The organism is Botrimarina colliarenosi (assembly GCF_007859955.1).
Taxonomy (GTDB): Bacteria; Planctomycetota; Planctomycetia; order Pirellulales; family Lacipirellulaceae; genus Botrimarina; species Botrimarina colliarenosi.
Genome location: NZ_SJPR01000001.1, coordinates 1,131,293 through 1,153,485, shown reverse-complemented (window position 1 = coordinate 1,153,485; position 22,193 = coordinate 1,131,293). Strand labels below are relative to the sequence as shown.

The 22,193-nt window shown below is 65.6% G+C and carries 12 protein-coding genes; 4 read left to right on the top strand and 8 right to left on the bottom strand.

The features are described 5' to 3' along the window. The first annotated feature begins 71 nt into the window (after positions 1–71). Positions 72–569 carry a hypothetical protein gene (locus Pla108_RS04455; RefSeq protein ID WP_197526384.1) on the top strand — a complete coding sequence of 166 codons (498 nt, stop codon included), beginning with the start codon at positions 72–74 and terminating at the stop codon, positions 567–569. 86 nt (positions 570–655) lie between these two features. On the opposite strand, the gene ychF is transcribed toward Pla108_RS04455, so the two are convergent. Then, positions 656–1,744, bottom strand: coding sequence for a redox-regulated ATPase YchF (gene ychF, locus Pla108_RS04450; protein WP_146443406.1), 1,089 nt, complete (start codon positions 1,742–1,744; stop codon positions 656–658). 177 nt (positions 1,745–1,921) lie between these two features. Here ychF and Pla108_RS04445 point away from each other — a divergent pair, with 177 nt between their 5' ends. The 3 genes from Pla108_RS04445 (at position 1,922) to Pla108_RS04435 (ending at position 6,939) form a co-directional block, all read left to right on the top strand. Continuing rightward, on the top strand, positions 1,922–3,931 hold the full coding sequence (locus Pla108_RS04445) for a tetratricopeptide repeat protein (protein ID WP_146443405.1): 2,010 nt from the start codon (positions 1,922–1,924) through the stop codon (positions 3,929–3,931). A gap of 78 nt (positions 3,932–4,009) precedes the next feature. After that, positions 4,010–5,065: a hypothetical protein gene (locus Pla108_RS04440; protein ID WP_146443404.1), complete on the top strand. Its 1,056-nt coding sequence runs from the start codon at positions 4,010–4,012 to the stop codon at positions 5,063–5,065. Positions 5,066–5,238: 173 nt separating this feature from the next. Continuing rightward, a complete protein-coding gene (locus Pla108_RS04435) occupies positions 5,239–6,939 on the top strand; it encodes a GspE/PulE family protein (RefSeq protein ID WP_146443403.1) in 1,701 nt (566 codons plus the stop codon). 73 nt (positions 6,940–7,012) lie between these two features. Here the strand turns inward: Pla108_RS04435 and Pla108_RS04430 are convergent, their stop codons facing one another. The 7 genes from Pla108_RS04430 to Pla108_RS04400 all read right to left on the bottom strand — a co-directional run bounded on the left by Pla108_RS04430 (position 7,013) and on the right by Pla108_RS04400 (position 22,133). After that, positions 7,013–7,327, bottom strand: coding sequence for a type II toxin-antitoxin system PemK/MazF family toxin (locus tag Pla108_RS04430; RefSeq protein WP_197526234.1), 315 nt, complete (start codon positions 7,325–7,327; stop codon positions 7,013–7,015). Continuing rightward, complete coding sequence (locus Pla108_RS04425; RefSeq protein ID WP_146443399.1) at positions 7,324–7,566, bottom strand: AbrB/MazE/SpoVT family DNA-binding domain-containing protein; 243 nt, start codon at positions 7,564–7,566, stop codon at positions 7,324–7,326. The genes Pla108_RS04430 and Pla108_RS04425 overlap by 4 nt, the downstream gene beginning before the upstream one ends. 56 nt (positions 7,567–7,622) lie before the next feature. Further along, positions 7,623–9,020, bottom strand: a complete 1,398-nt coding sequence (locus tag Pla108_RS04420) for an MATE family efflux transporter (protein ID WP_146443396.1) — start codon at positions 9,018–9,020, stop codon at positions 7,623–7,625. A 253-nt stretch (positions 9,021–9,273) separates the two neighbouring features. Then, positions 9,274–9,822 carry a TlpA disulfide reductase family protein gene (locus tag Pla108_RS04415; protein ID WP_146443394.1) on the bottom strand — a complete coding sequence of 183 codons (549 nt, stop codon included), beginning with the start codon at positions 9,820–9,822 and terminating at the stop codon, positions 9,274–9,276. Continuing rightward, complete coding sequence (locus Pla108_RS04410) at positions 9,819–19,049, bottom strand: hypothetical protein (RefSeq protein WP_146443392.1); 9,231 nt, start codon at positions 19,047–19,049, stop codon at positions 9,819–9,821. Before Pla108_RS04410 ends, Pla108_RS04415 begins: the two co-directional genes overlap by 4 nt. Before the next feature lie 94 nt (positions 19,050–19,143). Further along, positions 19,144–20,583 carry a type IV pilus modification PilV family protein gene (locus tag Pla108_RS04405; protein ID WP_146443390.1) on the bottom strand — a complete coding sequence of 480 codons (1,440 nt, stop codon included), beginning with the start codon at positions 20,581–20,583 and terminating at the stop codon, positions 19,144–19,146. Between the two features lie 92 nt (positions 20,584–20,675). Next, positions 20,676–22,133, bottom strand: coding sequence for a hypothetical protein (locus Pla108_RS04400; RefSeq protein ID WP_146443388.1), 1,458 nt, complete (start codon positions 22,131–22,133; stop codon positions 20,676–20,678). Positions 22,134–22,193 lie beyond the last annotated feature (60 nt).

The following is a 22,193-nucleotide window of genomic DNA, read 5'->3' as shown; positions in this document are numbered from 1 at the left end:
GCAGCGGTACACTGACTATTTCAAACGGCGGACTCGTCAGCGTCGCTGGCTCACTCTCGGTTGACGATGACGTGAGTGGCCATGACAGCTTCGTAAATATTGCAACCGGCGGCATGCTCGCGCTAACGAGCGACGCCACCGGCGACGACTCCCTCGCCGATTTTCTAGCGATGGTCGACGGAACTAAAGCGATCCGCTATTGGGACGACGCCCTCGCCGACTGGGCCGAGATCACCGCCGCGACCTACGGCCACGACTACACGCTGGAGTACCAAACAACCGGCGACTTGGCCGGTTACACGATGCTGACCGTCGGCCAGCTCCCGGCGCTCCCCGGCGACTACAACGACGACGGCATCGTCGATGCGGCCGACTACTCTGTCTGGCGCGACAACCTCGGCCAGAGCGTGACCCTCCCGAACCAAGCGACGCCCGGCACGGTCACCGCGGCCGACTACGATGTTTGGGCCGCCAACTACGGCGGGGCGCTGACGGTCGACGCCATCCCCGAGCCGAATGCCATTGCCCTTGCGGCGATCGCGATGGGATGGTTCACGCGGCGGCGGTAGCTTATCTCGCCGTCACCCGCGGCTAGCGCCGACGGCTCAATAGGTCGCTTGCGCTTCCCTCGTCCCCCGTCCCTAACCACTCGTCCCTAATTGAACAAGAAATGACACACATCCCCATCGCGCATCACATACGCCTTCCCCTCGACTCGCATCTTGCCCGCTTCGCGGATCGCTTTCTCCGTGTGGAGCGCGACCAGGTCGTCGACAGAATACGTCTCGCAGCGGATGAAGCCTTTCTCGAAGTCGGTGTGAATCACGCCGGCGGCTTGGGGGGCGGTGGCGCCGACGGGGATCGTCCAGGCGCGGACTTCTTTTTCGCCGGCGGTGAAGTAGCTCTGCAGGCCGAGCAGCTTGTAGGCCGCCCGCGCGAGTGACGCCAGCGCCGGCTCGGTGAGGCCGACCGACTCGAGCATCTCGGCCCGGTCCGCTTCGTCGAGTTCCGATAACTCCGCTTCGAGCCGCGCGCAGACCGCCACGACCTCGCCCTGCTCGGCCGCGGCGCGCTCGCGGACGCGCTTCACGAGCTCGCCCTCGCCCAGCAAATCGTCCTCTTCGACGTTGGCGATGTAGAGAACGCTCTTCGACGTGAGCAGTTGCAATTCACGCAGAATCTTCGCCGACGCCGGGTCGTCGTAGACGAGCCCGCGCACCGGTGTTCCCGCCGCTAAACGGTCGTGACATTCCTGCAGGATCTCGACCTTGCGCTTGGCGTCTTTGTCGCCGGTGCGGGCGTTCTTCTGTGCTTTGTGGATCTGCTGCTCGACCGATTGCAGGTCGGCCAGCATCAGCTCGGTGTCGATCGTCTCGATGTCGCGGATCGGATCGACCGAGCCTTCGACGTGGATGATGTCGGGGTCGTCGAAGCAGCGGACGACGTGGAGGATGGCGTCGACGTTGCGGATGTGCGTGAGGAACTGGTTGCCGAGGCCTTCACCCTCGCTGGCGCCGCGGACGATGCCGGCGATGTCGACCAGCTGGAGGATCGCGGGGATCACCTTCTGGGTCTTGATGAAGGACTGGATCGTCTCGAGTCGCGGATCGGGCACCGGGACGGCGCCGACGTTGGGCTCGATCGTGCAGAACGGGTAGTTCTCGCTGGCGATCCCGGCCGAGGTGAGGGCGTTGAACAGGGTGCTTTTGCCGACGTTCGGCAGGCCAACGATGCCGGCTTCCATGGGAGGGACGCGGGTTAAGGGGCGAGGGACTCGAGTTCCGGAGAGGGCAGGGGCGGCGATTTTAGGCCGCCGCGGCCCCAGAAGACAGCCGCAGCCGGCGGAAGGCGCGTAGTCTCCGGCGCGCCGGCCCGTAATAATGCGGCTGCTGCCACGAACGCCTCCCAGGACGCTCCCGCGATGTCGACCCACCTGCTGACGAAACTGACGCTAGCAATCACCCTGTCGCTCCTGCTGGGGGGCGTCCAGCCGGCATGGGCCCAGGAGGCCGCGGTCGCCCCGGCCGAGACCGCCGCCGCGGCGCCGGATGAGCAAGCCGACGACGCGTCCGTGGAGGCCTCGGAAGACACCGCCGAGGACGAAGAGTCGGCCCCCAGCGAGAAGACCGACAAGAAAGAGACGGAGGGAAAGGAAGACACGGAGGAAAAACCTGACGCGGCCGACAAGCCGGCGCCGCCCGCCAGCCCCGAAGACCCCGACAACCCCGGCGTCGACGCCCTCAACCGGGCCATCGAGCTGAAGCTCGACGCCCAGGAGCTGAAGGACCTCAACGAAGTCGTCGATCTGCTCGATGAGGCGCGCGAGGAGGGGCTCGACTCGGAGAACTCCGAATTCGCCGAGGAGCTGCTCGTCGCCACACTGTTGCAACGCGCCGCCAGCTATTCGCAAGTCGTGCTCGGCCAGCCGATCACCGACCCGCGGCGTGACCCGCGTTGGCTGACGGTCCGGCAGTACGCCCTCACCGACCTGCAGCGGATCGTCTCGCTCGACGAGTCGCAGGCGACGGCGTGGCTGTTGATCGGCCGGCTGCAGTCGCTGCCGATGGGGAGCTCGAGCGAAGCCCGCCGCGCGCTGTCGCAGGTGATCCGCCTCGCCGAGGCGGCACAGGAAGACCCCGACGCCGAGGCGCCCGACGCCACGACGATCGCGCAGGCTTACGCCCTCCGCGGCGCCGCCCAGAAGAACGCCGCCGACCGGCTCGAAGACTTCAACAAGGCGGTCGAGATCGACCCCTCGAAAGCGGAGTACCTGCTGCTCCGCGCCCAAGCCCACCGCGCCGACGGCCGCGCCGACGAGTGCATCGCCGACATCGACAAGGCGATCGAGATGGCGCCCGACAACCCGAAGGTCCACGAGCTCAAGGCGCTCGCCCTGCTGATGCAGGACAAGCAGGAAGAGGCGCTGGAGAGTTTCGACCGGGCGTCGGAACTCGCCCCTGATTTGCTGAGCCCCTACCAGTACCGCGGCGAGGTCTTCAGCCAGCTCGGCAAGCTCGACGAGGCGATCGCCCAGCTCGACAAGGCGCTGGAGCTGCAACCGAACAATCTCGCCTCGCTGCTGATCCGCGCGCAACTGCTGACCGCCAACGACGAGTTCGAACGCGCCCTGGCCGACGTCGATTCGATCCTCAAGCAGCAGCCCGGCCTGGTGCGGGCGCACCTGATGAAGGCGCAGACGCTCGACAAGCTCGATCGCACCGACGAGGCGGTCGCGTGGCTCGAGAAGCTGGTGGCGATCGACCCCAACCGGCCCGAGTTGCAGATGCAGTTAGCGGCGTTCTACGCCGACAAGCAGATGGCGCCCGAGGCGATCGAGGTCCTCACCAAGGTGCTCGAACTCGACGAGGGGAACGAGCTGGCCCGCCGTCTGCGGGGCGACATGTACCTCTACGCGGGCGAGCACGAGAAGGCGATCGAGGACTTCGAGATCGCGTTGGAGCAGAGCCCGATGGACCCCGGCGTGCTCAACAACTACGCCTGGACCCTGGCGACGAGCCCCTACGACAACGTCCGCGACGGCGAGAAGGCGGTCGAGTTGGCGACCAAGGCGGCGGAGGTGACCGAGTACGGCGCGCCGCACATCCTCAGCACGCTCGCGGCGTCGCTGGCCGAGAAGGGCGACTTCGACGAAGCGGTCAAGCGCTCGGAAGAGGCGATCGCCAAGGCGACCGAGCTCGACACGCTCGGCGGCTACGACGGCCAACTCGAGGCCGAACTGCGGTGCTACCAGTCGCACGAACCGTGGCGCGAGCTGCAGAAGCAAGGCGTCTCGGGCCCGGCCAGCAAGGCGGCGGCCGAGATTGCTGACGGCGAGAAGAAGGGGGATAAGAAGGACGCGGCGACGGTCGAGCCGGAGGCGCCGGTCGCCCCCGTCGTCAACGAAACGCCCGCCCGGTCGATCGATTTTTGAGCCGCAGGCGCTAGCCTCGGGCAGCGCGAAGTTGGACGACAAGCTGAATAGCAACCCAAATAAGGCGGAGCAACGGTCATGCAGCGCGTCCTCACGATGCTTGTGGTCCTGACGACGGGCGTTCCGGCGTTCAGCGACCCGCCACCCGAGCGGATGGTTCAAGAGATCACCGACTTGCGCGAGCAGGTGGGTACGCCCCTCAGCACCAATCCAAACGAGTTTGCTGAAGCGTTGCGGAGTGTGGACGGTCAACAGCAGCGTCAACAGAAATTGGCCAACGACTACTGGTCAGCGCCTCCCAGCCAGAACCAGTATCAAACGCCCCAGCCGCAGGCGTGGGCCAACGACCAGCCCTACGAACCCTCCAATCGAGCGAACTCGCCGACGAGCTGGCCGACGGCGCCGTCGGCAAATCCTTGGTCACTTTCTCCCGGCCATCAGCGCTTCGTCCAACCCGCCGGCGGGTCCGGCTGGTCAGGTTCGACCACGCCAACTTACGGGCGACCTCAGCCCAACCGTCCGCCGCAGGTGATGCTGCGGGAGTCGGCGTTCCAGCTCGACCAGATGGCCCATGAGCTCGAAATGAGCGAACGGTACGACGAGGCCGACGCGCTCCGTCAGGCCGCCGGGAAGCTGCGTGATTCGGCTCGGAAAGTGGCGGAAACCAAGGAAAAGGAACCCGCCCAGGCAGAGAAGTCGCGGCCCGAATCGGCCGATGGCGCGAAGGACGACCGCACGCAAACCGCCGAGCGCGCCCACATGGTTGAGCGGGTCCGCCGGGCCATCGGCGAGGCGAACGAGCGGGCCGAGCGGCTCCAGAAGGAGCTCGGCGAAGCCCAGCAGCGGATTCGCCGCCAAGAGCGGGAGTTGCAGGAACGCCGGCGGTCCACCGGTGAACAGCGTAACCGCGTTCCGCAGGAGGCAGAACGGGAAGGCGATCGGCGGCGGCGACGCCCCGATCGGGGTGGTGATCAGCCCGAAATCGAACCGGGGATGCCCCAGCCCAACTACGACCTGATCGCCCCGCCCGAGGCGCCGGGCGCCCCGCTACCGCCCCAAGGCGTCCACGGCGGGCCCACCGAGCCCCCGGCGACACCGGATCTGTCGACCGCGAGCCCTGCGGACCCTCACTAGGCCCCGCAGTTTGACACCCCCGCGGGCCGCCATTAGTCTGTAACTAGCAAGGGGTTACGACGCCCAGCCGTTGGCGGCAGCCAACGGGCAAGGTGGATTGTGTACCAATGCGGCCGTGGGCTTCCGCCCTCGGCTAAGTCTCAGATTTCGCCACGCTCCTTCTGCGCCCTCCTATGACGAAGCTCGGCAAGTTCCTTATCGACAAGCGCGTCATCGGCGCCGACCAATGGACCGAGGCCGCCGGCATCGCCAAGAAGGGCGGCAAGAAGCCGGAGGACTCGCTCGTCGAGCTCGGCTACGCCACCGCCGAGCAGGTCACCCAGGCGATGGCGGACCTCAACGGTCTCGACTTCATCAACCTGCAAGACGTGCCGATCCCGCCGGCTGTGGTCGAGCTCGTCCCCGAGTCGGTCGCCCGAGAGAACGCGGTCATCCCGATCGAAGAGAAGGAAGACTCGCTGGTGGTCTGCGTCAGCGACCCCGATGACTTCGAGACGATCGAGAAGCTGCAGTTCATCCTCAATCGCAAGATCGATATCGCGCTCGCCACCAAAGAGCACATCCTCGAGGCGATCAACCGCAACTACGGCCAGATGGGCGACGAGTCGGCCGACTCGATGCTGCAAGAGTTCACCGACACGGCAATCGACTTCACCGAGACCGAGAACGACTCGGACGACGACGACAACGAGGTCGACGAGGCCTCGGCGCCGGTCGTCAAGCTCGTGCAGCTGATGATCGGCGAGGCGGTGCAGCTCCGCGCGTCGGACATCCACGTCGAGCCGTTCGAGGACCGCATCCGCATCCGCTATCGGATCGACGGCGTGCTGATCGAACGCGACAGCCCGCCGCGGCGTCTGCTGGGGGCGTTGCTCTCGCGCATCAAGATCCTCGCCAAGATGGACATCAGCGAGCGGCGCCGCTGCCAAGACGGCCGCATCAAGATCACGGCCGGAGGCAAGGAGCTCGACCTGCGCGTGAGCATGCTGCCGACCAACCACGGCCAGAGCTGCGTGATGCGGCTCCTCGACAAAGACAACATCAAGGTCGGCGTCCGGCAGCTCGGCCTGTCGGAGCGCGACTTCAAGGTCTTCAACCAGCTTATCCGCCGCCCCAACGGCATCTTCCTGGTGACGGGCCCCACGGGGTCGGGCAAGACGACCACGCTCTACGCGTCGCTCAACGAACTGAACCGCCCCGACCGCAAGATCATCACCGCCGAGGACCCGGTCGAGTACTACCTGCCGGGCATCAACCAGGTCGAGGTGAAGCACTCGATCGGCCTCGACTTCGCGTTGATCATCCGGGCGATGCTCCGCCAGGCGCCCAACGTGATCCTCGTCGGCGAGATGCGTGACTACGAGACGGCGTCGATGGGCATCCAGGCGTCGCTCACCGGTCACCTCGTGTTCAGCACGCTGCACACCAACGACGCGCCGGGCGCTGTGACGCGGATGATCGACATGGGCGTGCCCGCCTACCTGGTCGCCGGCTCGGTCATCGGCATCCTCGCCCAGCGACTAGTGCGGGTGAACTGCCCCAAGTGCAAAGGGCCCTACGACTACACGCAGGCGGAGCTCGACGCCGCCGGCATCACCCCCGAGATGGCCGCCACCGCCACCTTCATGCGGGGCCGCGGCTGCAACAACTGTGGCGGCAGCGGCTACCGGGGCCGCCTCGGCGTGTTCGAGCTGATGACGATGAACAGCCGCGTCCGCGAACTGACCTTCCAAGGCGCCTCGACCCAAGAGATCGGCAAAGAAGCCCGCCGCCTCGGCATGACAACGCTCTACGACGACGGGATCCGCAAGGTCTGCATGGGCATCACCACGCTCGACGAGGTGTTCCGTGTGACGAAGAAGGCGGAAGATTGAGCGTGACGGCGCAGAGCGGCTTGGAAACACCTTTCCCCAGGCCCGCCGCTATGGATCGACGCCACCGCTCGGTTCATGCCGCGAACATCTCGGCTATCGCCGCCAAGATTTTGGTCGGCGTCGAGCCCTCGATACGGCCCGTCTTTCTGACCAGCCGCGGTTTGTCGATAGCTCGAAGCTGGTCGATCGCAGCGACTCGCGGCTTTCCGCCGACCCGTGTCGCGATCCGGAAGGGGTAGCTGCGGCCGGTCGTCAGCGGCACGACGATCACGGTCCGCAAATCGGCGTTCAACTCATCCGGTGAAACGATCACCGCGGGCCGCGTCTTGCGGACCTCGCTCTCGACGGTCGGGTCGAGATTCACCAGCCAGACTTCAAGACGCTTCATCGCCATTCGCCATCAAAGTCTGCGGCGGCATCCCAGTCATCAAGCGGGCCATCGTTCGCCTCATGACACGCCGCGGCGGCCTCGGCCCAACCGGCGCGCGTTGTTTTCGCGGGTCGGATTATCACCCCGCCTGGCGTCACCTCAAGATCCAACTCGGTGGGAAGCCCCGCGAGTTCAATCACCGCCTTCGGTAGGCGGATCCCCTGCGAGTTGCCAATCTGGACGAGCTTGATGCGCATGACGTCACTGGGGGAGTTGAATAGGGAAGTTATTACAAGTCCATCCCGCAGTAAGGTCACACCTCAACCGTCTTCCAACCCCCATTCACGAAGCGGCCCGTCATCAGCGTCGCCCGTACGCAGAGGTCGGTGACCGCCCCGCACCAGGCGCCCACCGCGCCCCAGCCGGCGCCGGCGAACGTCGCCCCGATCAGCGGCAGCGTCACCGTCTCTTGCGACAGGTACATCGCCAGCGGCACACGCACCAAGCCGAAGCCGATGATCGTGAACAACAGCGGCCACCGCGTATCGCCGGCGCCGCGCAACGCCCCGGCGAGCACCATCGACACCGCCAGCGGCAGCATCGCCAGCGAGATCAGCCGCAGCAGCTGCGCGGCCAGCGACACCACGTCGGGCTTCTCGAAGACGAACAGGCCGATCAGGTCCTCGGCCGTGAACCAAAAGACGACCCCCGCCGCAACCATGAAAGCCGAGGCGACCGCGGTCGCCGCCCAGGCGCTGCGGGTGGCGCGGGCCGGATCGCCGGCGCCGAGGTACTGACCGGTGGTCGTCGAAGCGGCAATCTGGAACGCGCCGCCCGGCAAGAAGGCGAGCGACTCGACCTGGATGGCGACGCCGTGCGCCGCGGCGGCGACGTCGCCGAGCTTCAGCACGATCCGCAGATAGGCGAGGTTGCAGACGACCAGCAGCACCGCCTCGGCGCCGCCGGGGATGCCGATCCGCAGCAGGCGACGGATCATCGCGGGGTCGGGCTTCATCAGGCTCGGTCGCATCCGGTAGCCGGCCCGGCCGCCGGCGAGCATCGCCACCAGCAGGGCCGCGCCTACGAGGTGCCCCGCCGCCGTGCCGAGCGCGACGCCGTCCCAACCAAGCGGCGTGAACGCCCCGCCGGCGCCGGTCACCAGCGTGTAGCTGACGCCGATGTTGACGACGTTCACCAGCGCCATCACCCACAGGCCGCTCATCGTGTCCCCGGCGCCGCGCAGGCAGGCGATGCCGACCCGTTCGAACATGATCGCCGGCAAGACGCACAGCTCGATCGTCAGGTAGCGCGCGGCCGCCTCGGCCGAGGGGCCTTCGAGCCCCATCATCGCCACCGCCGGCGCCGCGATCGGCAGCCCGACGAGCATCAAGACCACCGTCCACGCCAGTCCGACCGTGATCGACTGGTTCATCACCCGGTTCGCCATCTCGGGCTGCCCCGCGCCGGTGAACCGCGCCGTCAGCGGCGTCGCGCCGGTGGCGATGAACGCGAACAGCGTCCCCACCAGCCACAGCAGATAGATCACCAGCGTCATGCCGGCGACGTACTCGGTCCCCTCCAGCAGCCGGCCGGTGAGCGCCAGGTCCGACAGGCCCACCAGCAAGTGCAGCACCTGCTCCGCGAGCACCGGCAGCGACAACCGCATCAGCGGACGCAGCGTGCCGGGCGATTGGATCAGAGAACTAGCCACGGCGGGGTGGGGAGAGCGAGAGGGCGGCGGGCGGAGGCGAGGGATCGCCTACCATACGGCCCTGGGGGGACCCCGGCCTAGCGGCGGAGGTTCGCGGTGGCGGCGGGCGGGCGTGTACCCGCTTCGACTCCGGGCGCTCACGCTTCCGGCTCGCCAAACGAATCGCGGTGAGCCGGAAGCGTGAGCGCCCGGAGCGAACCACGAGCGATTTCGCCCTTTCAATCCAACCGCCCACCCGAATTCGCGGCCCTTCTCAGAGCCGCGACGCTAGCTCGGCCTCGAGGTCCCCCAGCGAGTGGCCCCGCCAGACGCCGACGCCCTCCGTATCGAACAGCACGTAGGTGGGGATCATCTCGACCCCCAGCTGCCCGAAGACCATCCCGGCCCCGTAAGCGACGGGCCAGTCCATCCCCGGCACCCGATCGATCGCCGCTTGGACCGCCTCGCGACGTGACGCCGGTTCGGAGGCCAGCCCGACGACTTCCACGCCGCGGGGGCCCCACTCGCGGGACAGCTGCGCCAGATGGGGCAGCGACCGCAGGCAGGGCACGCAGTCGGTCGCCCACAAGTCGAGCACCACATAGCTGCCACGGAGCGACTCGCGCGTCGGGCTCGGGCCGTCGCCCGTGTTCAGCCAACCCTCGACCAGCAGTTCGGGCATCGGCAGCGGCGTGATCCGTTCGCCGCCCCGGGGGCGGGTGAGCCGTTCCACCAGCGCCGCGGCGACGACGATCGCAATGACCGCCACCATCAGTCCGACGGGGCCTTCGAAGCGTCCGCCGCTTGCCTTTGGCCGCGTCACTGGATGCGTCTCCGCAGGAGGATCGTCTCGGACACGTTGGCGTCCTCACCCGGCTTGAAGGCCGCCGGCCGCGACCGGTCGATGAGGTAGAACCCACGATGCCGCACGTCCTCGCCCGTCTTACGGCCGAGCTCTTCGCCGAGCGTCCAACCGTCCGGGTAGACGCGGAAGAACAGGTCCTGCAACGCGGGCGAAATGAAGGCGTCGCCGACACCATCCGAGTTCGTGTCGGTCATATACCGATTCCAAATGCGCGAGTCGTCCTTCGCCTGCTTCACTTCGAAGAACCCGACGGTGATCCAGGCGGCGTAGACGTTCGACCGCGTCGTGGCGAGGCTCGCCATCCGCTGGATCGGCTGGTAACGGAGCGTGGCGTTCCGCTCGGTGTCGAGCGACGGCTCGAGCGACGCGCCCGAGAACAACGCGACCGGGGTGGTGCGCTTGCTGATCTCCGTATTCCTCACCGAGCTCTGTGGGGCAAGCTCACGCGGATTGGTATCGAGACTAGTAGGCCTGAATGCATCGTCGAGGAAAGTGTCGGGCAATTTCCCACGTCGGGTCGTTCCAACGCCGGTCGGGTCCGCCGCGAACCGGGCCAGAACCGTATCGCCGCTGAGTCGCTCCAGGACTCCCATCGCCGGTGAGTCGCCAATCTGCATCGGGAGCGTCCCGGCTTCCGCCGCGTCGTCTCGGTTCCCGTTCATGTCGGCGTCGACGACGCTGTTTGGAGCCGCGTCGCCGCTCTTATCGACCACCGAATCGTCCTGCCCACGGCGACCCCAGGCCCCGTCGGCGCCGGGCGATAGCGGGTGGGCCCGCAGCATCGTCGCATCGACGCCCGTCTGCACCATGTTCGCTAGCGGCACATTGGCCCCTTCGCCCGGCGCCCGGAACGGGTTGGCGAACAACGTCGGGAAGTCGGGATTCATCCGCATCGGCGAGTAGTCGACTTGGTTCTGCTGCGCCGCCGCAAGGGTTGAGACCGAATAAGGATCGAGCGACGGATTAAATCCCGCCTGGACGTATCCCCGGCGGCTCAGAGCCACGTCCCGCCACGCGGGCCCGAGATGGCCCTGCTGAACCAACGAGTTGGAGGCAAAGTCCAGGAAGGAGTCATCCTTCACTCGGTGCATCAAGCCGTCATAGACCTCGGACCAGTAGTCAGGCAGCCGCGGCACCACCGCGGTCCCGCCAGCGGCAAGCGGTGTCTGGCGGGTCTTCGGCTCGTTCGCGTCGCGGCGGCCGACGATCGTGTTGAGGTTCACCCGGCCCGGCTCGCGGTAGTTGTCGATCCGGTTGAACGGCGCCGCCAATTCTTGCCGCGGGTCGTCGACGCCGATCGCCGCGTCGCCAAACACATCGGCGTTGAGCAGCTTGTCGGTCGCCGTGAACCGCGACGGCACGTGCACGTAATCGAGCAGCCGATAGAAGTGCGACGCCCCACGGGGGACAACGTACTCTTCGGTCTCGCCGTTGGCGTCCTGCCGGCTAATCGCCGCAACGATCGCGGGGAAGCGGGCCGTCTGGAAGAAGTTCATCAGGTGGCCGAAGTGGCCCAAGGCGTCGCGGAAGCGGACCTCGTTGGTCGAGTCGGCCTCCGGCAAGTTGTCGCCGTCAGCAACCGTCAGGTTGCCGTTGGTATCACGATCATTAGCGAAGTCGCCATCGAACGTGGTCGTGGTATTCGCACTGAAATCGTCCGGAACGCTGAACTCGTTCGGAACGAAGTCGACGCCGTCGTGCATGACGAACGTCTCCCCGTCGTAGGGGTTCACCTGCGTACGGCGGCTGAAATGGGGATGCTGTGTGTACTGCCAGTTGAAGACCGAGAAGTACGTCAGCATCCGCGACCCGCCCCAAACGGGGACCTGCAGCAGCTCGCCGGCGCTGGCTAGCGGCCGGTTCGGCCACGCCAACTCGGGGGTCGTCGAGTTATCGACCCCCTGCGAAGCGACGAACCGTTCCCACAACTGGCGAGAGTTCCCAGCACTACGCAAGCCGGCCTCGGCGTTATTTACAGCGACCGGTACGCCGTTCGGCGCCATCGTCTCGCTGGTGTCGATAGTCGGGTCGAAGTTCACCTCGGGGCGGCCCGCCAAGTCGCCGGCGGCGCCGTCGCCGTCGAGGTCGATCGTTTCGATCGCCCCCTCGGAGGCGCCGTCGGTGTGCCAACGCAGTCCTTGGCCGGTGTAGAACTCGCCGAACATCCAGTCACTGAACCCGAGCGAGGTCCGCCACGCCACGTTAATAAGCTGCAGCGCGGCATAAGGCTTGTTGATCGCCGCCTGGTCGTAGTCGAGACCGTCGCGACCAATCGTCGCTATTTGGTCCTGGGTACGAGCCAAGTAGCCATTGTGCGACGCGACTGCCGCCAGACGGTGGGCGATCTCCGTGAAGGTCGATCCACCGGCTTGTCGCCACAAGAGCCGTGACGGCTCGGTCATCCAAAGCAGCGGGAAGGGTCCGTACGGACGGCCCCGCTCGTTCGTAGCGAACCCGATCACCGTCTCTCTGCCAGGCTCCAGGGCTCCGGTCAGCGCGCCGCTCATGCTCCGCTGGCGGCGATGTCGCTGCTCTGGACCGAATGTGCCGGACTGGTTGACATACTCGTTGTCCGGGTCAGGGCGTTGCGTTCCGGTAGGAGATAAGACGGCGTTCTCTTTGATCGACGTGCTGTTGAAAGCCGTCAGGTCGAGCGACCGCGCGTCGACCGGCAGGTAGGGGTTCACCTGCAGGCTGGGGTCGTGCTGGGCAATCGGGTCGCCGTTCGGGCCGACCGGCGGCGGGTTCCACGGCAACAGCGGATTGGCCAGACGCTCCAGATGCATCGAACGATAGTTTGGCGTCGTCTGGTTCTCAATCAGTTCCGGCAAAACATCGAACGGTTCGTCGAAATGGTAATTAGCGCTCCCACCCGAGTTGGCGAAGTACTCTTCCGTGGGAGGGGCCTGACCCGTGTGCTGCAAGTAGCTCGGCTGCGGATAATGCGTGAGATTGGGGTCGAGCTCGATCTGCCGGACGAGGTACTCGTCGATCGGCTCGGAGATCGAGAAATGATCGATCGGGATCGCGATCACAGGAGGAGCCGCCGCCAGCGTCGCATCGACCTGCCCGGTCGCTTCGCCTCCCGTCACATTGAACGATGTCGAACCGCGTCGGACCGAGAGCGACTCGTTCAGGCCATTCATCCGCAGCGCGAACTGATGCTTGTTCGGATTGCTGCTCGGGATCATCTCGACCCGCCGATACCCGGCTTCGCTGGGTGGGGTCGTCTTCTTCTGCGCTCCAGCGACTTCGGGCTGCGAGAGCAAGCTCGTGTAGCGATTGGTGAGATTTGCTGCGTCGGGGCCGTTGATGGTAGGGTTTGAGAGCGTCGGATCGATGTTGTACATCGCCCCAGTCGTGCCGAAGACGGCTCGGCGTCCTGGGAGGAGCGGCGCAAAGCCAGTCTCGGGGTCACCGAATTCGTTGAAGGTTTGTAGCAGTTCGTAGGGCCGGGGCGGGTTGTTCTGTCGCTGATTGAACCGGTCGTAAACCGCTCCGAACTTGCTGATATAGACCCGTAGGGCGCCTGGCCTCGACAGCGGATCGACCCCGACCTGGCGCCCCTCCGCGCGGAGCCGGCCTGTGACGGCTCCAGTTAAGGGGACATTTAACTCATAAAAAAGCCGCGGGATATGCAGCCCCGGACCCGTCGCCGGGTCAACGCCTACGTCGAAGTCGTCGGGGATGATCAGGTCGGCCGTCGGCAGGTTCCGCTTAGTGTTTCCACCTTGCGGGTCATCTGTCACCGCAAAGTTGGCGGCGGCCGGATAGAAGACCCGCTCAATGAACGTCCGCGGCTTGTACGCCTCGGCGCGGGTGATCGTTGATTTCGGGCTGCTCGGACCAGTCGGCTCGACGACGCTGGAGATGCTCAGATTGAACTGGCGTGAGTCGATAGGCTGGGCGAATCGGTCGAATGAGGGGAACGACGGGTCGGGGACCGTGGGAGGGCGTTCGACGACCCCTGCTGGGACCGTGACACCATCGGCGTCGAGCAAGTTGGCGCCGACCGCCAGGTCGGGTGTCGTCGCTAGCGCGTAGCGCGTCTCAATCTTCTGCCGCTCATGGAAATCGAGATAGCTCTTCGCCAGTTGCGGAACCGACGTGCCGCCGGCCGACGTGATCCCCACCCCGTCGGTTGCATAGACCCAGGGGCCGCCACGTAACGGGATGGTCAAGTACGACAATCCGTTGGGATCGGCGCCGACGCTCTTGGTCCGCTCCGGGTCGTCCTGAGCGAGTCCCGCTATATTGGAACCCGGTTCCTTGCCGACCGTGGCGTTGCGGACGAGTGGTTGCTCCTCGACACAGATAATCCGCCAAACCGGCGAGCGGCGTGTCACGCCCCGTAGCGGGGTGGTGTAGGCCGCGTCGCTGAGTCGATCGAAACGGACGCCCCGCTCCTCGCGCCGCGAGCCGTCGCGATCGACTTGGGAATATAACTCGGCGGGTCGCTGGTCGTCGCCGATCCATGGGTTCAACGCCTCGAGATAGGCGAAACTCTTCGGCTTGCGAAGTTGATCGAGATCATCGTCTTTATCGGGGGCAATCGCGCCGCCATCATCGACGAGCGCGCCGCTTGCGCCGTCAGCCTGCAAACGACGGTCGTGCCACGCGACGCCCTCGGTCAGCAGCACCTCGGGACGCTCGGCGCCCCAAACCACGCCGCGTGTCCACTCGTCCCGCGTCGTAATGCGGCGGGGCGCGGTCGGCGTCGAGAAGCCATTTACCGTCACGGTGCGGGTCTGGCCGACGTTCTCGTCGGTGGTCAGGTCGCCGTCGAGCGGGAAGACCTCTCCGGAGCTGCCCACCACGTTCCAGCCGTTCCACGGGTTCTCGTCGTACTCGAACGCCGTCTGGATCGAGTCGGCGTCGCGGAAGTCGACGACGTTAACCGCCCACTGGGCGATACGCCGGCAGGTCAGCTTGCGCAGGGCGATCTGCCGCGCGCGGTTGAGCACGAGGAGCCCGCCCGGTTGCGTCGCCAACGCCTCGGGGTCGCCGCCCGAAATCTCGTAGGCGATCCAGTACGCCTCGCTGGAGTCGGCCGACGGCGTCCCATTCAACCAAGTGCCGCTGCGGGGGTCGATGTAGTGCAGCATCTGGGGATCGCTCGGGTCGTACGGCGCGAGATAGTTCTCGTCCAAGAGCGACAACGCCAAGCAGTAGAGATGCCGCGCATAGAGTTGGCGGGCCAATTGGTCGTCGCCCCGGACGATCGCCTCGCCGGCGTCGTACACGCCGTCGCCATCGTTGTCGATAAAGGCGCCGCGGCCGCTGGCGTCGGCGGTCGTCAGGTAGTGGAACCGCTTCCGTTCCCCCGCGTCTTCGATCCCGTCGCCATCGGCGTCGACCCAGAGGTAATCCGAGGGGCCGTTGTAGGTGTCTTCGTCGATCCACCCCTCCGTGTACGGCTCGTACGGATCTCGGACGCCATTCGAATTAAGATCATCGAAGTCTCGACGACCGTTACTGTTGGCGTCATCGATCTGCCGTGTGGCGCTCACGGGAGCAAAGCTGCCGTCGAGGTTCAGGAAGGGCTCGCCGGCATTGTGGACGCCGTCTGCATTGAGGTCGACAAACGGCTCGCCCGCTTCCTGCGGCTCGTCGACGACGCCGTTGCCGTTGTTGTCGCGGCCGTCGCCGAAGGGGCGATTGAGGTCCATCCGCCGGCCGGCGAGGACCTCGGGCGCCAGCAGGCCGCCGAAGCTGTAAGGCTCGGTGTTGCGGAGGGGATCGGTGGTGGCGACGCTCTTGCCGAACAGGATCTGCTCGCAAAGTCGATCCACCCGCGGACGATTCGTGGTGACCTCGCCGTAGGTGATCGATCCCTTACGGATCAGCTCCAGCACAACGCGGTACTTCAGATAATCAGTCAATCGCGCCGGGATCGGCGGGTCCTGTCGCATGACGACCACGTAGTCGTCGCAACCGGCGTTGAAGAGGTCTCGGTAGGTCGCGACCGACCCATCAGCGAAGGTATGGGACTGATTCGTTGCGTCGTAACCGATGATCGCTTCGTCTCCTTCGTCGAGGAGACCATCGCCGTCATCGTCGGCGATCCCGTACCGCGGGCTCGAACTATCGGCGACCCAGTCGCCGACGCTCTGGAACTCGGGCACGCCCGGTTTGCCGTCGGCGCCGAGGAGCAGGCGGTCGTAGAGGTTCTCGTTGGGAGCGGGCAGGTCCCAGCTCTCGGTCGTCACTTGCCGGCGCGTCACGGCGGCCTGGGCGCCGGCGACAACTTGCTCGAGTGAAGTGGGTGTGTAGGTGGGGTTGTCACCGTTGCTAAGCAAGTTGTTCTGGGCGGCGAGCTTCGCGGGGTCGAAGGCGTCGACCGCGTTCCAGAGCCGGTCGGCCAGCTTGTCGGCGTCGGCGTCGAACGCGCGGAGGATCCGCTCGAGCTCGGCCGGCGAGAACGGCGCGTCGTCCACCAGCGGCGCCGTTAGTGGCTCCACTAGCCCGCTGTTGTCGGGGTCGTAGCTACGGCGGATCGCGTCGAGGCTCGCCGGCGCTAGGTTCCGCGCCGAGACCGACAGGTCGAGCTCGTACGGCGAATCGTCCGGTGCATTGCCCGGAAGGTCGCGCCAGTGGACGCCAATCGAATTGGCCTCGGCGGTCGCCTCGGCGACCGGAGCGCCGGCGCCCGAGAGGCCCGTCGCGAAACGGCCCCGCATGTCGGGCGCCGAACTGAAGCCGCTCCGCGCTTCACCAGTAACGGCGCCGGTGTAGGCCGGGTAGCCTAGAAACTCGAGCGGCGTCCGTGGGTCGCGAACCGCGGAGTAGGAAGCCCCCGCCGAAACCTTGGTCGGGTCGGTCACGTAGGTGGCGCCCGGCTTGGTGAGCGGGACCGTCCCGAGGACGGCGCCCGCGCCGACCGACCCGTAACGCCCGAAACCGACCGACGCCCGCAGCGGCGCGGCGACGTTTCGATTGGCGGCTTGCGGATCGGGACGGCCGTAGAGCAGCCGGGCGTAGTCGTCGTACTGCGGATTGCCGGTGTAGGTGGGTCCGTTGAGGGCGTCAATAATCGGCAACGTCGGTGACAACAGCGAGCGTAACGACGTCTCGGCGACACCCCAGCCGGTTCCTTGTGGCAGCTGGTCGGACGAACGGAGCCAGCTGAAATCAAAGCGGTCGGAGAGCGTCGTCTGAAGCCGTTGCGAATCCATCGCTAGATTGCCGTTCAACGCACTGGAAGCGCCCGTGTTGGAGTAGTCGTTGGCGTAGGAGGAACCGTTGTTGAGATTCGGCAACGGCGCCGCCAAGTCGGCCTCGCCGCCGTGGGCGTTGAGGTTCAGGCGGCCGTCCATGTCCTCGACAAGCATCGCCACCAGCGGCTTGTACCAGCGGCCATCTTCGGTCTGCTGCACCGGCAGACCGATATCGACCCAGACGCTGTCGTTGACGCCGTCGCCGTCGTTGTCGACGTCCCACGGGCCGACCGCTTCCCAGAAGGGGAAGGTGATCTCGTCGTCGGAAATATCGCCAGCGGTTCCCTTCGTATTAACGAGCGCGCCAGTGCCTGCAGTCGTGTTGTTACCCATAACGGCGCGTAAGGCGGCTGTGCCGTAGCGCGACAGCGCGTTGCTGCCGTCGAATGATGGGTGGTCGTCCCGCAGGGGACGCAGTAGGAACTTCCGTTTGATGGTGGCAATCTGGAAAGCCTGCGCGGCGTTGAGCCCATGCAGAGGGGCGCCGTTGGAGTCGTACGGCTCAAGGATCGCCCGGGCGCGTTCGTGTGCGTCGCCAACGACCCCCTGCAACCAAGTCGATCGCCAGAGCCGATGGAACCAGAAGTTCGCGAGCGACGGGCGGTGGAATGACGGGATCGTCACGCCTTCTAGATCGAGATACGCGGGAGCCGTCCCAGCGCCGGCGGGGTAGTAGGCATCGGGATCAAGCGACACACCGGACGCGTTGACGACACGGCCGCGCAGACGTGGCTCCAGCGACTGCGACGCCAATGCCATGTTTTGGGTATCGGGCGCGTCATAGGACTCGTCCGTGTCGCCGGGACCGGCGAACGTCTTATAGAGGGGTGACGTTGCCGAGTTGTAGGCAGGATTGTCGGCCCAAACAAAACTCTGTGCTAGCGCCAAGAACTCTGATCTGTCGTAGAGACGGTTCCAAGGATCAACACCCGCCGAAGGATTCAAGGAGACACTGAAACTAATGTTATGCACCGAGTTTGGGATCAATGCACGTTCCATCCCGTAACCATTGTCGCCATCAACACCAACCAACTCCAGCGCCGAGAGTCGTGCCATCGGCGACTGGGCTTGTGAACTCGACAACGCCAAAGGGTTGTAACCCACACCGGTCCCGTTGAACGGCCGGCCATTGACGATGAACCGGTGCCCCAAGGCGCCGTCCACAAGTTCCGTAATGACGCCACCATTGACGGTGAGGGGGCGTCCGTCCGCGCGTGATGGCGCGACGATTCGGAACCGGCCTACGGGCCCCTGGTACGAACCGTTATTGGTGGGGTCCGTCGATAACTGAAGACCCGCGTCTCCGATGTAGTCGTAATCGACGATTCGAACCGTGCTCCCCCGACAAGGCCCCGTCATGATCGTTAGGAGGCACCCCTCGTAGTAGCCGTCGGTCCTCGACAGTGAATGGTTGACCGGCAGACCCGCCTGATCAAAATCCAACCCGACCACGTTCGCATCGTCCGGGTTGAGAACCGATTCCCGGTCGGCGTCGACTACATATAACTCAACTAGCTGGCCGTTAGTTGCCCCCCTTGGTGTCGCGGCGGCAGTTGTCGTTGAAACGCCCGCGTAGTGTGGGCCAACCAATTGCGGAGCGGAGACGATAGCCGGATTACTCGTAGAAGACGGGATCCTTACGCCAGCCGTCGCCCTCGCCACAAACCCATCCACGCCGTACAGGTCGCGCATCAAGCTGTGATAACGGATCACCGAGCTGGCGTTGTTGGTGTCGCGCACCAGCTGCATCAGCGCGCGCTCCAGCAGGTCGGCCGGCTGGAAGGTCGTGCGGTGCGCCTTCTCGACGATCTTCGACGCGGTGCGGTACTGGCCGCTCGTGAGCAGGAACGTCGTCCCAATCAACAGGAACAGCACCAGCATGCTCAGTACGACCAGCAGCAGGACGCCACGCCGCTGGGGCTGGCGCCGCGCGAGCAGTCGGCGGCGGAGTCGTTTGCGTCGGTTCATGTCGCTTGCTTCGCTATAAGAAGCCGGCGGCTTGCCCGACCGCCGGCAGAGAATGGTTGAAGAGCCGCTTCGGCCCGTGTGGGTTGGCCCGGCGTTACTCGATCGCCCACTCGGTCCCCGCCTCGAGCCGCATCGTCTTGGTGTGGACCGCGACGGCGCCGGGGAGGATGCCGACACGGAGGTTGTTCGCGACCGCACTAGTGGAGTCGGTCCAAGGCCAATCGGGCCCGCGGAGCGACACCAACACCGCTTGATCCTTGGAGAGCTGCACGGTTCCCGTGCCGAGGTTCACGGGGCCTTGGTCCTCAATGCTGAGGACACGGCACCACTTCAACGCGAGCATCGGCCGCATAGCGTTGCTAAGCGGGTGCGGCCCGGTGACCATTACATACTGACCGACGCGGAGGTTCTCGAACGGAGAGCCGGCTCCCGAATCGGCAGTGCGCTTCGTGAGCAGCATCTCCCCCCCGCCAGGGCCTGTTGATACCAAGCGGGCGTTAACCAGTCGTTCCGATTCAAGCCGGCTCTGCAGCCCTGTTCCAATCGCCCGCTTGTGGAACACCACGGCTGAAACTTCAACGGGGTAGGCGTCCGGTTGAAACGCGATGGCGTCGCGGTCGCTGGTGGATTCCGGAGCGATCGAGAGGATCCAGGAAAAGTCGCGGTTCGACAGCCGCGCCGCGCTCGGGCGCCCGGTCGTCCCGTCGAGCGCGTCCCACAGCCCCAAGGCGGGGTCGTCTCCATTTTCAGGGAGAGTGATCGCCAAGTCATCCGGGGCGGTGAAAGCATTCAGAGCGGCGGGCAACTGTTTATTAAATGGCCGATTATTGGCGTTCGAGTTGTCGTTCAATATTGCTGCGGAATGGATCGGCGTCGCCCGGCGTACGGGCCATTGGAAAGGGCCAACGAACCAATCCGGCCATGCCCTTAGAGACATGTCGTCGTTGTCCGGAGGTGACGCCGGGAACCGTCTGACGGCCACCGACCCTACCGGGTTTTGTACCGCTGCATTGAACGCATCCGTCCCCCCCAACGCAGCCGTCATGCCAATCGGATCGAGAACGATCGCACCACCGAAGAGCCTCGCCGTGTAGCGATCGGGAGTCGTTCTCTGGTTCTGACCGAGAATCGACAGGGCAGGCATCGTGCTCAACGGTTGGGCTTTGACGGCGCTGACATTGGCGACGGCGGTCCTCAATCCAATACGACCGGCAGCTGCGTCGCCATTGAGGTACGAAATAAACCGTCCCGATGTGGCGCCAGCGACACTCGCGTCATGCACCACCCACCGCTCTGGGTCGAGGTACCCGCGCACCATCGCGTCCTCGAGCGCCGCCTCGGCCACCGCGCCGGCGCGGTCGGCGATGTCGCCCGACTGCATGTAGTAGCCGCCGACCGGGAAGATCGACGCCACGCCGAGCAGTCCGATCGTCAGCAGGCCCATCGCGATCAGCACCTCGGCCAGCGTGAGGGCGCGGCGCGAAGTGGGAGGTCGGAAGTGGGAAGTGGGAGTTTTCGTGGCGGTGCTCAGCATGGGTTAGGACTCAAACGGCTCTCGCCCCTCTCGGTTTCGTTTGCCGCGGTTTCGCTCGTCGGGGCTGGCCCGCCCCGGGATCGGTCGACCTCTCAACGGCTGCCCGCCTTGTTGCGCCGGGGGGCGTTTTCGAGGGCGGCGCCGAGCTGGGCTTGCATCAAGATGTTGTTCGTCGCCCCGGCGTAGTACGGGGCGCTGGTCTCGATCGTCGACACCGACCCCGACTGCCCGCCGACAAGGACCCAGCGGGTCTCCAGGTTCAACCAATTGTATTGGTCGGTGAGCTCCGTGGCTTCTGTTTCGTTCAGGCCGGGCTGAACCACGTCGGTGTAGAGGTCGATCGGCTCGGCGTAGGCGGCTTGGCTCACCGCGTCACGCGGTTTGGCGGGGATCAGGTCGCGTCGGCCGACACAGAGGGCCAGGTAGCTCGTCACCGTCGTCGGCGGGACCTCTTGGCCGGTTGCGTCGACAAGCCCATAGACGCGGTCGATCGACCCTTCGGGCGAGAAGAGCACCATGACGTTGTCGGTCCGCGGGGTGAAAGAGACCGCGCTCTCGACGTAATCAACATGCGGCTGATAAACACGCGTCCCGTTGCCAAAGACGCTCGCCTGCAGGTCAACCGCGACGCCCGTCGGCAACTCGAGCGGCTCACCGCCCGCGGAGACCGGCTGGCGGTAGATTTTGTAGGGGGTCGGTTCGGTCCAGAAGGGTTCGTCGTAAGGAGAGGATGACGACACCGCATTGCCGTTAGCGTCGTACTTTATGGCGAGGGTTGGTAGTTGCTCGATTGGCGCTCCATTGGGTAGACCTTCCGGCTTAGCTAGTAGTGTTGTCACGCTTCCGCTAACAGTTCCTGGATAGTAGCCATCGACGGATCGAACGGTCAGATCAGCCGAATTGCTATTTGCCTGAGCACGATCAAGCAGCGTATAGCGCTGGCCGTGAACTTCGATCGTATCGCCCGGTCGAAAGAACTGTGGCGGAGTCAAGTCGGACACCCAGCCAGGAGGCATTTTGCTACCGTTGGGCGTTGGTCCTCGCTGTACAAATTGAATCCAGACAGGACCGATCCGACGCCAAGCAATCGGCGAGGACGGATCGTAGAAGAGCCGATTCGGAGGGGTGCTCGTGTCCGTAGGAACCCACGCCGGCGATATCCGCACCGCTGACGTCGGGCTGAAACCCGAGTACCAGGGCGGCACCTCGACGTACTCCATCCGCACGCAGACCGCGTTGTCGGCGCCGCTGCCGGTGTCGGCCGACAGACGCTGGAACGAGACGCCGAACGGGCGGCCGGTCTCGATGGCCCGCGCCTGGGCGCCCTGCAGGTAGGCGTTGAGGTTGCGCGACGACTCGCGCAGCTTCCGGTTGTCGCCGCCGGGCGAGATGATCGGGATCGCCGTCGAGACGAGCGTCGTCACCAAGACGATGACGACTAGCAGCTCGACGAGGGTCATCCCCAAGGGCGGAAGGCGGAAGGCGGAAGGCGGAATCGGGCTGTCGCCCGCCGCTTGTCGTCCGCTGTTGTTCTCCTCTTCGAAGCGCATCGCTTCGTCCTTTCGTTGGGGGTCGCCGTCTGCCCCGGCGGCCCGCCAAGGTGGTGTCGC